Genomic DNA, 14,757 nt, shown 5'->3' with positions numbered 1-14,757 from the left:
TAGGATGAGATTAATGCTTAGAATGGAATTCAACCGAATTGTTACGAGACCAATTTTTTGGTTAATCATTGTTGCTGGTTTTGCTCTTGCATTAATTCCTGTTATCAACACCTGGCCGCGCGGTGTTACAGATGATTATTATGTTTTTTATCCCAGAAATCCTTATATCAGTTGGATGTTTTTTGTAGGAAGCACATATTATATTTACTCATTGGTTTTCCCTCTTCTTGCGTCTTTAGCCTACTCAGATACTTACGCTGAAGATGTTAATACAGGGTTAATCAAAAACATTTTAACCAAAGTGGAAAAGAAAAAATATCTACTCATTCGCTATACAGTTAACTTTTGTGTAGGCGGATTTGTAGCGGTTTTTCCACTTGTTATAAATTTTTTGGGTGAAATGGCAGCCTATCCATTGATCGAGAATAACTTTTATTTTGGCATGAATCCAGTTTCTAGAATTTCCTTTTGGCCTGATTTGTTTTACAATTATCCTTTACTTTATGTGATTGTAAGAGTTACTCTATTATTTTTGCTAGGTGGCGTGCTTGCGTCATTAGGCCTCGCGCTTTCCACTATCGTGAAAAATCGGTACATCGTCCTAATTTTTCCTTTTCTAGTCGTGATGGGAATAGATGTTTTGACTAGTACGATGGGGCAACATTCTATTACAGTTTTATTTTTAGGGATTGTTGGAGCGAGTTGGGAACTTTTCATTTATTTGTTTGTAGGACTTATCGGAAGTTTTATCTGGTACTACGTTTTGGGTGATAAAAATGAAACCGTATAAAATAATCCGTATTTCAATTAAAGAGCTATTTACGTTCAAGAAAATTTGGTTAGCTATAATTGTGTATTGTTTTGTTGTCTTACCGTCTTTGATGTTGATTGCTAGAAATGGCGCCTGGTCGGATAGAGGTATTTTTGATTTGATTGCTGATGTAGGTGGCGCGCTTGGCAGTACCAATCATCATATGTTTTATATTGTAGCAATACCGATCATTGTAACCATAATTACCCAATTAATAGAAAAGCACGAAGGCGCATTATATGTGATTACCTTTGGTTCACGTTTTCGCGCCTGGCATAGCCATGTCACATCTGTAGTCTGTTTGTCCTTCATTCTTACTTTTCTTATTCTGACTATTTCTTTCCTTGTTGGTGGACTGTTTGTCGGGATGGATAATACATGGGTACACCCTTCTGGAACAATTGGAAAACTATTAAATGATCGGGAAGAATTCCAGTCATTAGTCGCAAATGTTACAACCTATAAAATTGTATTTAGCCTATTTATTACTAAGTTCTTAGGGTTTTTAATGATTTCTTTTTTTGCCCTTTTTCTGAAACAATTTATTAAGAGTGGCGCCCTTATTATGATTATTTTAATTGGACTAGCCGGGCTAGATCAGACAGGTGCCTTTATTCCAATATTCACCTGGAGGGCGACTTTATCAATAAATAACTGGTTAGATCCGATAGTTACTATCTATAACTCTATTTATTTACTTATTGTTTCATTGGTGTTATATGCTATCACAGGATGGTTATATGAAAGGAAGGACTTTCTTTCATGATGAAATATTCGATTTATAAGCTGTTTTCAAGAGACATGGCATACAGCATATCCAATGGTAAATATAAGTATGTCTTCTTGTTTAGCATCGTTGCTATTTTATCACTTATGACCAGTATACAGCTAGATTCATATGGTAGTAATAGTGTGGGGATATTTTATTCTTTGCTAAAGGATAATGGCTATATTTATCAACTTTCCGATTATCAAGTACCGTTCAATTGGGTTTTTATCCAATTCTTAGTTCTGTTTCTGATCGGTGATTTCTTATTTCAGGATCTTGACAATAATCGTACCTATTTGTTACTGAGGTGCCGTTCGAGAGGGCGATATATTTTTTCCAAAATGTGTTGGATAGTGGTTCAAAATATAGTCCTATATATTGTGATATTTGCTGTTATTTATATTGTTTCGAGCATGACAATAGGTGATTTTTCGGTTGGATCGTCCCCCTATTTTGAAAACGCTATTGCATCACAAATGGATATCCAAATCACTCCTGTACAATTCATCGCGCGGATATTGTTGGGATATATCATGACAAGTATTGTATTATCTAGCATCTTGCTACTTGGTATCCAATTTATTTCACCAGTAATAACATACTTTGGTGTCATTATCCTGAGTGGTGTCTCTACGTTTTCGGATCTAAAATGGCTCCCTGCCATTCATTCCATGATTTTAAAGCAAGCCATCTTTGATTATGAACATTATCTTACATTGCGTTTTTCAATCATGTATTCTGTTGTGTTATACTTTTTAGTTTCAATTGTAACGTTCATTGTCTCTAGAAAAAAGGACATTCTATAGGAGGAGAGGGAAAATGACTGAACATGATGTTTATTTAAAAGCTGACCATGTATCGAAAGAAATAAAAAATGAGCTGATTTTGGATGATATCAATTTATCATTACAAAAAGGCTTTATTTATGGTTTTAGAGGAAAAAATGGTTCTGGTAAGACGATGCTGTTCAGGGCATTATGTGGTCTTATTCTGTCAACGAAAGGGACAATTTCAATTGGAGGAATTACTTTGGGAAAAGAAGGGTCTTTTCCGCCGAGCGTTGGTGTATTAATTGAATATCCAGGCTTTTTAAATGGTTATACTGGGTTTAAAAATTTAAAAATGCTTGCAAACCTTAATGATGTGATTGACGATAACCGCATAAGTGAATCGATTCGTTTGGTCGGACTGGATCCTAATGATAAACGAAAATATCGGAAATATTCGCTTGGAATGAAACAACGTCTAGGAATTGCGCAGGCCATCATGGAAAAACCAGAATTGATCATTTTGGACGAACCAACCAATGCATTGGATTCAGATGGTGTGGAGGAATTCAAAAAGTTGTTACTTGATTTGAAGGCGCAGAACAAGTGCATTCTCATTGCTAGCCATGATAAAGAGGAGCTTGATTATCTTTCGGATGAAATTTTTATGATGGAAAACGGCAAAATTGTAGACCATTACAATTTGTGAAGGGGTTGGACAATGAATAAAAAATCAATCATCGTACTATCGGTAGTTATCGTTGTTATGATTAGCTGGGGTGTAAGGGTTTATTACGTTAACGACGGGATCGCTAAAGAGTATGACATAAAAACATATCAAGTTTTGGATAATGTTCTCTTTGATAATGCAACTTATAAAGTTATTGACTTTCGTTATGGTGCAATTGAAGAAGATGATTCTAAAACAATTCCTCTTACGATAGAGATGGAAGTCCAGAATACTTCAGATAAAAGTATCGCAATTAGTAGAATTATTGAAACCAAGCTTGCTTACGGATTGGATTTTTACCAAACAAGAGATGGGGATTTTGATATATATGAATTGAAAAATTTACCTCCAAAAACAACAACCAACATAAAGCTAACCTATCAAGTCAAACCAAAATATAATGGTAAAGAAGCGAAATTATACATCCCCCAGGATTTATATGGAGAACAAGTCATGGATAAATATCAAACAGGAAAAAGGTACGGAATTGTAATTCAACTATAATGGTTCAGGGTACGATTTATCACTTGAGAAATGATGAAATTAAGATACCAAGGTACATAGCTTTTCTGTTTTTCATTTTAGTGATCTGTAACAAAACATGCGGACACATCCAACTTCAGAGTAATGTATGTTCTTGCTGTATTAAATTTAAAAATGATCCAACCAGACAACAGGATCCTTTTCAAAAAACAAAACTATAGGCATATGTCACATATATGGCCTCTTTTTCGTATAATGTGTTGTGTAAGGGGTGGTGACGTGGTGGATTCACAAGTAACACTCAACAAAAATAAAAATGGCCAAATTAATATTGTTTTACATGACCGAGAAAATGTAATCGTAGAAAAAAATGAGTATTTTAAGGAAAAACAAGAAGATCCCTTTAAGAGTATTGAGCAAGAGTTTTCTTCCTTTATCGGTATGCATAACCTTAAAGAAACAATCAAAGAAATATACGCAAATATACACATTAATCAAAAGCGTGAGCAAGTTGGTTTAAAATGCCAGAAGCAAGTGCTGCACATGTTGTTCAAAGGAAATCCTGGAACAGGCAAAACAACAGTTGCACGAAAGCTGGCAAATTTATTTTACGACATGAATGTCTTATCAAAAGGACATTTCATTGAAGCGGAACGTGCTGACCTTGTAGGAGAATACATTGGACACACCGCCCAAAAAACAAGGGATCTGGTTGAAAAAGCAATTGGTGGCGTGTTGTTTATTGATGAAGCATACTCGCTTGCTCGGGGTGGAGAAAAAGACTTTGGAAAAGAAGCAATCGATACATTGGTGAAACAGATGGAGGATCGGAGTAATGACTTCATCCTTATCCTAGCTGGATATCCAAATGAGATGGAACGATTTTTGTCATTAAATCCTGGGTTGAAATCACGGTTTCCGATTACACTTGACTTCGATGATTACTCTGTTGATCAGTTATTAAAAATCGCAAATCAAATGATGATGGAACGCGAATATCAATTAACAGAAGAAGCCGAATCAAAACTACGAGACTATTTGACACGAAAGAAGCAAAGTTATCCTAGTCATTTTTCCAATGCACGCTTTATTCGAAACTCGATAGAAAAGTCCATTCGTAAACATGCAGTTCGCTTAATGCAAAGGCAGCAATACACGACAAAAGATTTAACATTGATTACTAAAAATGACCTTACCTTGGTAGACTAAGCTACAGGTTGTTCAAATATGATAACCTAACCCCTTGATCCTATCGTTCAAGGGGGTTTTAAATTTCAATTTAAAATTATTGTTTGATATGATGAATCCAAGAAAAGAAAAGAGGTTATCGGCCTATGCAGGAAAAAGCATTACTCGTTGCAGTCCAACATGGAAATCAAGAGGAAGAGCGGTTTTATTCGTCCTTAGATGAATTAAAAGCATTAACAGAAACGGCAGAGGGCACTGTAGTAAAGGTTGTTACCCAAAAACGTGATCGGATCCACCCTGCTTTGTATTTAGGAGAGGGAAAAGTGCAGGAGATTCATGCGTTAGTAGATGAAATGGAAATTGATTTAGTGATATCAAATGATGGACTTTCACCTGGTCAGCAGAAAAACTTAGTCGATAAGATAGGCGTACGTGTACTAGATCGAAACCAATTAATTCTTGACATATTTGCTCAAAGAGCCCACACAAAAGAGGGGAAACTGCAGGTTGAGTTAGCGCAGTACAAATATTTGTTACCAAGGCTTTATGGACAAGGACTAGCTTTGTCTCGTTTAGGTGCAGGAATAGGTACGCGTGGTCCTGGTGAAACAAAGTTGGAAACAGATCGTAGACATATTCAACGAAGAATCGATGATATCAAACATAAGCTTGAAGCTGTTGTAAATCAACGAGCACAATATCGTAAACGTAGAAAAGAAAACAAAGCATTTCAGGTGGCAATTGTAGGGTATACAAATGCAGGTAAGTCTACCATTTTTAACCGTTTAACAAAAAGCGAATCACTTGAGGAAAATCAATTGTTTGCAACACTTGATCCAATGACAAGACAAATTATCCTTCCGTCAGGGTTTAGAGTTTTGCTAACGGATACGGTCGGATTTATTGAAGACCTTCCGACATCATTAGTTGCAGCTTTTCGCTCTACTCTAGAAGAAGTGACGGAAGCAGATTTTATTTTACACATGGTCGACGCCTCCCACCCTGATCAAATGCAACATCAACAAACTGTTACACGGCTGTTAAATGAGCTAGGCGCTGAAAAACTACCTATGCTTACAGTTTATAACAAAAAAGATTTGTTAACAGAAACTTTTTTTCCTAGCTTTCACCCTTCCATTACGATCAGTGCGTTAAATAGTGAAGATCGTAAGCGGGTGTTGACGGAAATAGAAGAAGTGATAACTGCTAGTTGGGAGGAATACGAGCAAATTGTCCCAGCTTCAAACGGAAAATTATTAGAACGGTTAAAAAGACAAACTGTTATTTTGGAACAAATTTTTGATGATGCAGAAGAAACATATAAAGTAAGAGGTAAAATTGCCCCTGATCATCCATTAAAATATTCAATGAAAGTGCAGGTATCTTCCGACAATGATGGAACAATTAGCGGCGAAAGTTGAACAAGAATTAGAAAAACATTTTAAACATGTTGATCACATAGTGGAGGAAAATCAACAAAAAGTATTACGTGCATTTCAGACTCATAAAGTAAGCGATAGTCATTTTAATCCTACAACAGGTTATGGGTACGACGACTTCGGCAGGGACGTGTTGGAACAAGTATATGCAACAGTTTTTGGAGGAGAGGATGCACTTGTTCGTCCACAAATTGTATCTGGAACACACGCGATCACGACAGCTTTGTTTGGGATTTTAAGACCTGGAGATGAACTCCTCTACATTACTGGTAAGCCATATGACACGTTAGAGGAAGTTATCGGGTGCCGTGGTGGAGATAATAGAGATAATGGTTCACTTAAAGATTTTCATATTGGCTTTGATGCAATCCCTTTAACAGATGCAGGAACTGTTAACTGGGATCAAATACGAAAAAATATATCTAAGAACACCAAAATAATCGGTATTCAACGATCTAAAGGGTATGCGAATCGTCCGTCTTTTACGATCGAGCAGATGAAAGAGATGGTTCGTTTTGTGAAAAATATCGATCCTAATCTTATCGTTTTTGTTGATAATTGCTACGGGGAATTTGTAGAAAAAGATGAACCCCTTAACATAGGTGCAGATTTGATAGCGGGTTCGTTGATCAAAAATCCTGGAGGTGGAATTACACGAGCGGGCGGTTATATCGTTGGCAAAAAGGACTATATTCGACAATGCGCTAACCGTCTCACTGCACCAGGACTCGGAAAAGAAACAGGTGCTAATCTAGGATTACTCCAGGAGATGTTTCAAGGGCTCTTTCTTGCGCCACACATAGTTGGGCAAGCACTTAAAGGTGCGATTTTATCTTCAAAGCTATTAAAAGAGTTAGGTTTCCAAACTTCACCCGCTCCAGACGAGAGGCGGACAGATCTTATACAGTCTGTCAATTTTGCAACTAGTGAACAAATGATTGCATTTTGCCAGGCAATACAAGAGGCATCACCAGTGAATTCCTATGTGAAGCCACACCCCTCGTCAATGCCAGGATATGAAAGTGAAGTAATAATGGCTGCAGGAACATTTGTACAAGGTGCAAGCATAGAGCTAACCGCCGATGGGCCAATCCGACCGCCTTATACCGTATTTGTTCAGGGAGGATTAACGTACGCCCATGTTAAAATTGCGATGATCGCTGCCTTACAAAGATTGCAGGAACAAGGTCTGGTTCCTCTTACAAATAATACGGATGAAACAGAGCAGTAGAGTAGTGTCTACTGCTTTAATTTTTGTCTAAAAATGATGTTAATAAACCTCACATGTGTTGACAATTTAATTTCCCTCTGTATAATAGAACTATAAACAAGAAGGAAAGGGGTTAGGAAATTGAGTGATATGGATAGACGTTCATTACCCTTATTTTCAATTGGTATTGTCAAATCACTAACAGAGTTAACTGCGAGACAGATTCGTTATTACGAAGAACATCATCTCATACAACCTGCTAGAACAACTGGCAACCAAAGATTATTTTCCTTCAATGATGTAGATAGACTTTTAGAAATAAGAGAGCTAATTGAAAAAGGAATTAACTTGGCGGGTATTAAGCAAGTTTTATCGATGAAGCAATACGAGCCCAACCAAGAAGCCTTGTCTCAGAATAAAGCTGATGACCTATCTGATAAGGAGCTCAGGACCATGCTTCATCAAGAATTGTTTGAAAGCGGCCGCCTAGGAAAAGCATCGTTACGCCAGGGAGAATTATCACGATTCTTTCATTAAAAAATAGGAGGAGTAAGGAATGGGAGCGAAATTAACGAAAGAAGAAATTTTAAAACAGATCAAAGAGGAAAATGTACGTTTTATCCGACTGCAATTCACAGATTTGCTAGGGACCATAAAAAATGTAGAAATTCCTTTAGGTCAGCTTGAAAAAGCGTTTGATAACGAAATGATGTTTGACGGTTCATCAATCGAAGGATTTGTAAGAATTGAAGAATCTGATATGAAGTTGTATCCAGACCTTGATACATTTGTTGTATTCCCGTGGACATCTGAAAAAGGAAAAGTAGCACGATTCATTTGTGATATCTATAATCCAGATGGTACTCCTTTTGAAGGTTGCCCTAGATATAACTTAAAGCGAAACCTTAAAAAAATGGAAGAACTAGGATTCACGGCTTTCAATATTGGTACCGAACCAGAATTTTTCCTCTTTAAGCTCGACGAAAGAGGGGAGCCTTCGATGGAGTTAAATGACAAAGGTGGTTATTTTGATTTGGCTCCAACTGACCTTGGTGAAAATTGTCGTCGTGATATTGTTTTAGAGCTAGAAGAAATGGGTTTTGAAATTGAAGCTTCACACCATGAGGTTGCTCCAGGACAACACGAAATTGACTTTAAATATTCGGATGCATTAAAGCATTGTGATGACATTCAAACATTCAAACTTGCTGTTAAAACAATTGCGCGCAAACATAATCTCCATGCGACCTTTATGCCAAAGCCGTTGTTTGGTGTGAATGGATCAGGAATGCATTCAAATATGTCATTGTTTAAGAATGGCGAAAATGCATTTTACGATAAGAATGGAGAATTAGAATTGAGTGAAACGGCTTATCAATTCCTATCGGGTATTATTAAGCACGCAATGAGCTTTACAGCTGTAACGAACCCAACAGTAAACTCTTATAAGAGACTAGTACCTGGATATGAAGCACCTTGCTATGTAGCGTGGTCTGGAAAAAACAGAAGCCCACTTATCCGAGTACCGTCTTCAAGAGGCTTAAGTACAAGGATTGAAGTCCGTAGTGTAGACCCAGCTGCAAACCCATACTTAGCAATGTCTGTAATGTTAGCTGCAGGGTTAGATGGTGTGAAAAATAAATTTGAAGCACCAACACCAGTTAACCGTAATATTTATGTTATGAATAAAGAAGAACGAGAAAAGAATGGTGTTCAGGACTTGCCGGCAACCTTATTTGCAGCATTAGAGTATCTAAAAAAAGATGATACTATTGTGGAAGCATTAGGAGAGCACTTGTTTGAACATTTTATCGAAGCAAAGGAAATCGAATGGGACATGTTCCGTACACAAGTACACCCTTGGGAACGTGAACAGTATTTATCTACGTATTAATCGTAAAACCTCTTGGCGCATAAGCGTTGAGAGGTTTTTATGCTTTTTTGAAAAAAGGCTGTGTCAATTGCGATACAGCCTTTTTGATCGTTAAAAATTCGAATTGTTTTAATGGATGGCACGATACAATCCCACAACTTTACCCAAAATAGAAACACTGTCAAGAATAATAGGATCCATTGTTGTATTCTCAGGTTGTAGACGAATATGGTTATTTTCTTTAAAAAAACGTTTTACTGTTGCTTCATTATCTTCTGTCATCGCAACTACAATTTCTCCGTTATTTGCAGTTTGTTGCTGCTTTACGATGATCATGTCACCGTCTAAAATGCCAGCCTCAATCATACTTTCTCCATCTATTACGAGAACAAATAAGTTGTCATCAGGAGCTCCGATTGTGTTTGGGAGTGGAACATATTCTTCAATATTCTCAACTGCTGTAATAGGGATTCCAGCCGTTACTTTTCCGATCACTGGAGCAAAAGTAGCTTCCCCTTTTGGAATAGTGCTATCGTCTTCTAAATGTAATACTTCAATAGCTCTCGGTTTTGTCGGATCTCTTCTAATGTACCCCTTTTTTTCTAGACGAGATAGATGTCCGTGAACCGTGGAACTAGAAGCGAGACCTACTGCATTTCCAATTTCACGTACGGATGGTGGATATCCCTTTTCTAGTACTTGACTTTTAATATAATCCAATATCGCTTGCTGCCTAACAGATAGTTTATTCATATATTCAACCCCTCCAACATAGATTTAATATAAATAGTATAGCACACAAATAAAGCATACACAAACATTCGTTCGAAAAAACATTTGACAAGAACTTATGTTTCTATATAATAGATAGTAGATGAAGCGAACAAAAGTTCTTGACAGGAGGGATATATATGGAAAGAAAAACTTCAAAGGTAGATGTCTTTTATCTTATTTCATTTGTATTAACATTAGGATTTATGTACTTTTCAATGGTCACCAGTGGATAAAAGTTGAAAAATGAATAAAAGGAAGGACCCTTATAATGAAAGCAATTATTTATTGTAGAGTTAGCACGCAAAAAGAACAACAGACTACTTCATTATCTAGGCAGAAAGAAGAACTTGTAAAGTTAGCAGCTGATAAAAATTTCACCGTATTAAAAATAATTGAAGAAAAAGAAAGTGGATACGATTTTGATAGAGAAGGCATTTTTGAAATGCTAGATCTATTTACCAACAAGAAAGCTGATTGTCTATTAATTCAAGATGAAACAAGGCTAGGGCGGGGTAACACAAAGATAGCCCTGTTTCATCAATTGAACAAAATGAATGTACCAGTGTTTTCTGTTTCTCATCAAGGAGAATTGCAGTTATCTGAATCTGATACGATGGTGCTACAAATAGTAGGTCTTGTGGAGGAATATCAACGAAAAATTCATAATTTAAAAATTAAACGCGGTATGAGAAAAGCGATTGATAAAGGATTTAATCCAGAGAAAAATCTTTCAAATCAACAAAATGCTCAAGGAAGAGAACGAATAAAGTTCCCTATCGAAGAAGTGGTAAGGCTTCGACGTAATAAGCTTAGCTTTGATGAAATTGCGATTACACTACGGGGACTTGGTTATAATGTTTCTAAAGCAACTGTACATCGACGATACCAGGAGTTTTCATTAGTTGAATCAAACGAATCGAAACGTTAAAATGTAAAGATGAGATTGAAGCAGGTATACTCTATCCTTGCTTTATTAATAATAAGTGCAAAGGTCTTTAGGTTATTCTTGTGGGATGATGGCTTGCTGTCGCCTTAATAGACTCGGCATTCGTCGAGTTTCTTTACTATGAAAAGGGGTTCTAAAATGCTTTCAAAAGAAAAGATTCAACGAATTAATGAACTTGCAAATAAATCGAAAACGGAAAGATTAAGTGACGCCGAAAAAAATGAACAAAAGGGTCTTCGTGAAGAATACTTAAAGAACGTACGTAAATCATTCAAAAACCAATTTAAAGGAATGACGGTTGTTGATCCTAATGGCAATGATGTAACACCAAAGAAATTAAAAGAAATGCAAGCTCGTGAGAAACGAAAGCATTAAATCTGACAACATTGCTTACTATATTGATCGACTACAAAATAAAAGAATGATGTTGAAACAAGTTTGATTACCAACAGAAATAGTTTTTAATAAGATTTATTCGTTTTTTGTTGACTTTTGTCTTAATAACTACTTGTCTCAATCCGCGTTTAGGTATAGGATAATACATGGTACATAAATGAGTTTTCATAAGAAAGGGGTTTGGAAAAATGGGACAAACTGAGCAAAAGTCAATTAACACAATTCGTACGTTGTCCATTGATGCGGTTGAAAATGCAAATTCAGGTCATCCTGGTTTGCCTATGGGCGCTGCTCCAATGGCATACACATTATGGACTGGACATATGAACCATAATCCCAACAACGCAAAATGGTTTAATCGAGATCGCTTTGTTCTCTCAGCAGGACATGGATCAATGTTATTATATAGTCTGTTACACCTTGCAGGCTATAATGTAACAATAGAAGACATTAAAAATTTCCGTCAATGGGGTTCAAAAACACCTGGACACCCGGAAGTTCACCATACTGACGGTGTTGAAGCAACTACAGGACCACTTGGACAAGGAATTGCCATGTCAGTAGGTATGGCTATGGCTGAAAAGCATTTGTCGGCAAAATATAATCGTGATTCATTTCAAGTAATTGACCACTATACGTATACAATCTGTAGTGATGGCGATTTGATGGAAGGAATTTCTCATGAAATGGCTTCACTTGCAGGTCATTTAAAATTGGGTAAATTAATTGCATTATATGATTCTAATGATATTTCGTTGGATGGGGAACTAAACCTATCTTTTTCTGAAAATGTAGAGGAACGTTTTAAAGCATATGGCTGGCAAGTCATTCGTGTGGAGGATGGAAACAATGTAGAAGAAATTCACCGTGCGATTGAGCAAGCTAAAGCTACTAACGATCAGCCAACACTTATTGAAGTGAAAACGGTAATTGGGTATGGATCGCCAAACAAATCAGCGTCTTCGGCATCACATGGTGCTCCACTAGGTGCAGATGAAGTGAAGTTAACAAAATCATATTATGATTGGGAGCATGACGATTTCCACGTCCCAGCAGAAGTGTATCAAGATTTTGAAGAAAAGATTCAAAAACAAGGTCAAGAAACGGAAGATAAATGGAATAAGCTTTTCGATGCATATAAAGAAAAGTACCCAGAGTTGGCGACTGAATTACAACAAGCAATAAACGGAGAATTACCTCAAAACTGGGACCAAGACTTACCTGTATATGAACCTGGAAAAGACAAGCCAGCTACAAGGGCTGCTTCAGGTGATGTATTAAATGCAATAGCACAAACTGTTCCTTATTTCTTTGGTGGTAGTGCAGACCTTGCTGGTTCGAATAAAACGACCATTAAAGATGGTGGAGACTTCTCTAGCAATAATTATTCCGGTAGAAATATTTGGTTTGGCGTAAGAGAATTTGCGATGGCAGCTGCGCTTAATGGGATGGCTTTGCATGGTGGTCTAAAAGTATTTGGTGGGACATTCTTTGTATTTAGTGATTACTTACGCCCGGCAGTTCGGTTATCAGCCTTAATGGGAGTACCAGTCACTTATGTACTAACCCATGACTCTATTGCTGTTGGGGAAGATGGTCCAACCCACGAGCCAATAGAACAACTTCCTTCTTTAAGAGCAATGCCTAATCTATCTGTTATTCGTCCTGCAGATGGTAATGAAACACAAGCTGCATGGCGCTTGGCACTTGAATCTAACAACATTCCAACTGCACTTGTACTAACAAGGCAAGGGTTACCAACACTTGAAGGAACAAAGCAACAGGCATATGAAGGTGTTAAAAAAGGTGCATACGTGCTAAGTCCAGCTTCGAAAGAAACACCAGATGCACTCTTACTTGCAACTGGCTCCGAAGTACAGTTAGCTGTTAAAGCACAAGGAGAGCTAAAGAAAAAGGGCCATGATGTAAGTGTTGTTAGTATGCCTTCATGGGATCGATTTAAGGAACAAGATACAGCATACAAAGAGCAAGTTTTACCATCATCTGTAAAACGCCGGGTTGCAATTGAAATGGCGTCACCATTTGGATGGGAAAGATATGTTGGGGATGAAGGAACTATAATGGGAATCGATACATTCGGTGCTTCTGCTAATGGCACGAAGGTGATTGAGGAGTATGGATTCACCGTAGATCAGGTTGTAAAACATGTAGAAGCGTTATTTAGTAAGTAGTTCGGTGTAAAAAACCCTTGACTACACTTCTTCTGTCAAGGGTTTTTCAATTTGTACAAGCTTTTCGACAAAATACGTTTGTATCTCCGACGTGGTTTGACAGTAATTTCAGATTTTTTAGTTTATAATGTTCCTCAATAGGAGGGACAAGCCATGAGAGAGTATACAATTTATTGGATTAGAAAAGAATTCTGTAATCGTTATTTTTTCCGTTCTGAGATCCTATTTCGTTTTATTGCAAGCTATCATAAAGAAACGCACAATCCCATATTATCTTCTCAATTTCAATTTGTTGCGCAGGATATACCTTATATTCAATTAGTAAATCATATTAAAAGTTATTACACTCCATTTTTAGATATCCAAGTAGAAGGAAATCAAATAATTTTAAATGGAAACGATCAACTGATGGTTACAATGGATATACATAGAAAGCAAGTTCAAATACGTTGTCAGCATATTCAAGATGCGGAGAGTGTAGTATTTCAGCCATTACGAACATTTGATTCTTGTTTCTTTGTCATTGAACAAGGAGTACACAATTATGGCTGGATTTCACCGTTAAAGAAAAGAAAAGATATATTAGATAAGGAACTATTGTATTCTACTCGTTGATTTACTATACTGTATGAGAGACAACATGAAGGAGGAAGGCTTGACATGGGCACGATTTGGGTAGTACTAATTGCTGTTCTGGCTCTAATTGCTGGTGTTGCGTTAGGGTTCTTCATCGCAAGAAAGTACATGATGAATTACTTAAAAAAGAATCCACCAATTAATGAACAAATGCTCCGTACCATGATGATGCAGATGGGACAAAAACCATCACAGAAGAAAATCAATCAAATGATGCGAGCGATGAATAACCAACAAACGAAGTAAAAAATTGGGACAAGGTTTATCGTATTTCTATAAATTTTATCTCTTTGTAAAACCTTGTTTACTTAATTTTCCTAGTCATTTTAACGTATGATTGGAAAATTTTTCTCAAGAACCACTTTTTCTGTTGAAATAAAGCAGAAAGGAGTGGTTTTTTATGTTATTTGAGGCTGTTTTAACGTACTTCCGAAAGAAGTCTCCCTCTTCAAGCGTGTAAAGGGCGTAGCCCAACGGTAAGGGGGAGATGAATTTCGGTTGGGCGATAGCCCAAAGGCTTTTTCTTTCTTCTAAATATGGTAT

Annotated in this window: 17 protein-coding genes; 15 read left to right on the top strand and 2 right to left on the bottom strand. The window is 36.9% G+C overall.

The annotated features are described in order from the left end of the window. Nucleotides 1–13: 13 nt before the first annotated feature. The 10 genes from NC797_RS14925 (at nucleotide 14) to glnA (ending at nucleotide 9,291) form a co-directional block, all read left to right on the top strand. Nucleotides 14–790 carry a hypothetical protein gene (locus tag NC797_RS14925; protein ID WP_272437612.1) on the top strand — a complete coding sequence of 259 codons (777 nt, stop codon included), beginning with the start codon at nucleotides 14–16 and terminating at the stop codon, nucleotides 788–790. After that, on the top strand, nucleotides 777–1,577 hold the full coding sequence (locus NC797_RS14920; protein ID WP_272437611.1) for a hypothetical protein: 801 nt from the start codon (nucleotides 777–779) through the stop codon (nucleotides 1,575–1,577). Before NC797_RS14925 ends, NC797_RS14920 begins: the two co-directional genes overlap by 14 nt. After that, nucleotides 1,574–2,386 (top strand): hypothetical protein, encoded by an 813-nt coding sequence (locus NC797_RS14915; protein WP_272437610.1) that lies wholly within the window; start codon nucleotides 1,574–1,576, stop codon nucleotides 2,384–2,386. Before NC797_RS14920 ends, NC797_RS14915 begins: the two co-directional genes overlap by 4 nt. A 13-nt stretch (nucleotides 2,387–2,399) precedes the next feature. Next, nucleotides 2,400–3,056, top strand: coding sequence for an ABC transporter ATP-binding protein (locus tag NC797_RS14910; protein WP_272437609.1), 657 nt, complete (start codon nucleotides 2,400–2,402; stop codon nucleotides 3,054–3,056). A gap of 12 nt (nucleotides 3,057–3,068) precedes the next feature. After that, complete coding sequence (locus tag NC797_RS14905) at nucleotides 3,069–3,581, top strand: hypothetical protein (protein WP_272437608.1); 513 nt, start codon at nucleotides 3,069–3,071, stop codon at nucleotides 3,579–3,581. A gap of 258 nt (nucleotides 3,582–3,839) precedes the next feature. Beyond that, complete coding sequence (gene spoVK / locus NC797_RS14900; RefSeq protein WP_272437607.1) at nucleotides 3,840–4,769, top strand: stage V sporulation protein K; 930 nt, start codon at nucleotides 3,840–3,842, stop codon at nucleotides 4,767–4,769. Nucleotides 4,770–4,894: 125 nt separating this feature from the next. Next, on the top strand, nucleotides 4,895–6,169 hold the full coding sequence (gene hflX, locus NC797_RS14895; protein ID WP_272437606.1) for a GTPase HflX: 1,275 nt from the start codon (nucleotides 4,895–4,897) through the stop codon (nucleotides 6,167–6,169). Next, nucleotides 6,144–7,418, top strand: coding sequence for a methionine gamma-lyase family protein (locus NC797_RS14890; RefSeq protein ID WP_417168717.1), 1,275 nt, complete (start codon nucleotides 6,144–6,146; stop codon nucleotides 7,416–7,418). Before hflX ends, NC797_RS14890 begins: the two co-directional genes overlap by 26 nt. 120 nt (nucleotides 7,419–7,538) lie before the next feature. Further along, nucleotides 7,539–7,934 carry a MerR family transcriptional regulator gene (locus NC797_RS14885; protein WP_272437604.1) on the top strand — a complete coding sequence of 132 codons (396 nt, stop codon included), beginning with the start codon at nucleotides 7,539–7,541 and terminating at the stop codon, nucleotides 7,932–7,934. A gap of 19 nt (nucleotides 7,935–7,953) precedes the next feature. After that, nucleotides 7,954–9,291 (top strand): type I glutamate--ammonia ligase, encoded by a 1,338-nt coding sequence (gene glnA / locus NC797_RS14880; protein ID WP_272437603.1) that lies wholly within the window; start codon nucleotides 7,954–7,956, stop codon nucleotides 9,289–9,291. A 108-nt stretch (nucleotides 9,292–9,399) separates the two neighbouring features. On the opposite strand, the gene lexA is transcribed toward glnA, so the two are convergent. Beyond that, nucleotides 9,400–10,023: a transcriptional repressor LexA gene (gene lexA / locus NC797_RS14875; protein WP_272437602.1), complete on the bottom strand. Its 624-nt coding sequence runs from the start codon at nucleotides 10,021–10,023 to the stop codon at nucleotides 9,400–9,402. 289 nt (nucleotides 10,024–10,312) lie between these two features. Here lexA and NC797_RS14870 point away from each other — a divergent pair, with 289 nt between their 5' ends. From NC797_RS14870 to NC797_RS14850, 5 genes are all read left to right on the top strand, one after another. Continuing rightward, nucleotides 10,313–10,972: a YneB family resolvase-like protein gene (locus NC797_RS14870; protein ID WP_272437601.1), complete on the top strand. Its 660-nt coding sequence runs from the start codon at nucleotides 10,313–10,315 to the stop codon at nucleotides 10,970–10,972. A gap of 156 nt (nucleotides 10,973–11,128) precedes the next feature. Further along, complete coding sequence (locus NC797_RS14865; RefSeq protein ID WP_272437600.1) at nucleotides 11,129–11,365, top strand: DUF896 domain-containing protein; 237 nt, start codon at nucleotides 11,129–11,131, stop codon at nucleotides 11,363–11,365. Nucleotides 11,366–11,574: 209 nt separating this feature from the next. After that, complete coding sequence (tkt, locus tag NC797_RS14860) at nucleotides 11,575–13,578, top strand: transketolase (protein ID WP_272437599.1); 2,004 nt, start codon at nucleotides 11,575–11,577, stop codon at nucleotides 13,576–13,578. 153 nt (nucleotides 13,579–13,731) lie between these two features. Next, the gene (gene sirA / locus NC797_RS14855) at nucleotides 13,732–14,193 is read left to right on the top strand and encodes a sporulation inhibitor of replication protein SirA (protein ID WP_272437598.1); all 462 of its coding nucleotides are present in this window, start codon (nucleotides 13,732–13,734) and stop codon (nucleotides 14,191–14,193) included. Between the two features lie 45 nt (nucleotides 14,194–14,238). Then, nucleotides 14,239–14,460 carry a YneF family protein gene (locus NC797_RS14850; RefSeq protein WP_272437597.1) on the top strand — a complete coding sequence of 74 codons (222 nt, stop codon included), beginning with the start codon at nucleotides 14,239–14,241 and terminating at the stop codon, nucleotides 14,458–14,460. Between the two features lie 105 nt (nucleotides 14,461–14,565). On the opposite strand, the gene NC797_RS14845 is transcribed toward NC797_RS14850, so the two are convergent. Beyond that, nucleotides 14,566–14,757, bottom strand: a 192-nt coding sequence (locus NC797_RS14845; RefSeq protein ID WP_272437596.1) for a hypothetical protein, incomplete at its 5' end; no start/stop codon positions are given.

The organism is Terrihalobacillus insolitus, from assembly GCF_028416575.1.
Taxonomy (GTDB): domain Bacteria; phylum Bacillota; class Bacilli; order Bacillales; family Amphibacillaceae; genus Terrihalobacillus; species Terrihalobacillus insolitus.
The sequence above is the reverse complement of the archived record's forward strand: the minus strand, read 5'-3'. Positions and strand labels throughout refer to the sequence as shown.

Excerpts from the sequence above, each read along its gene's own strand:
- NC797_RS14925 (WP_272437612.1), top strand. The coding sequence starts at position 14 with ATGCTTAGAATGGAATTCAACCGAATTGTTACGAGACCAATTTTTTGG.
- NC797_RS14920 (WP_272437611.1), top strand. The coding sequence starts at position 777 with ATGAAACCGTATAAAATAATCCGTATTTCAATTAAAGAGCTATTTACG.
- NC797_RS14915 (WP_272437610.1), top strand. The coding sequence starts at position 1,574 with ATGATGAAATATTCGATTTATAAGCTGTTTTCAAGAGACATGGCATAC.
- NC797_RS14910 (WP_272437609.1), top strand. The coding sequence starts at position 2,400 with ATGACTGAACATGATGTTTATTTAAAAGCTGACCATGTATCGAAAGAA.
- NC797_RS14905 (WP_272437608.1), top strand. The coding sequence starts at position 3,069 with ATGAATAAAAAATCAATCATCGTACTATCGGTAGTTATCGTTGTTATG.
- hflX (WP_272437606.1), top strand. The coding sequence starts at position 4,895 with ATGCAGGAAAAAGCATTACTCGTTGCAGTCCAACATGGAAATCAAGAG.
- NC797_RS14890 (WP_417168717.1), top strand. The coding sequence starts at position 6,144 with ATGGAACAATTAGCGGCGAAAGTTGAACAAGAATTAGAAAAACATTTT.
- glnA (WP_272437603.1), top strand. The coding sequence starts at position 7,954 with ATGGGAGCGAAATTAACGAAAGAAGAAATTTTAAAACAGATCAAAGAG.
- lexA (WP_272437602.1), bottom strand. The coding sequence starts at position 10,023 with ATGAATAAACTATCTGTTAGGCAGCAAGCGATATTGGATTATATTAAA.
- NC797_RS14870 (WP_272437601.1), top strand. The coding sequence starts at position 10,313 with ATGAAAGCAATTATTTATTGTAGAGTTAGCACGCAAAAAGAACAACAG.
- NC797_RS14865 (WP_272437600.1), top strand. The coding sequence starts at position 11,129 with ATGCTTTCAAAAGAAAAGATTCAACGAATTAATGAACTTGCAAATAAA.
- tkt (WP_272437599.1), top strand. The coding sequence starts at position 11,575 with ATGGGACAAACTGAGCAAAAGTCAATTAACACAATTCGTACGTTGTCC.
- sirA (WP_272437598.1), top strand. The coding sequence starts at position 13,732 with ATGAGAGAGTATACAATTTATTGGATTAGAAAAGAATTCTGTAATCGT.
- NC797_RS14850 (WP_272437597.1), top strand. The coding sequence starts at position 14,239 with ATGGGCACGATTTGGGTAGTACTAATTGCTGTTCTGGCTCTAATTGCT.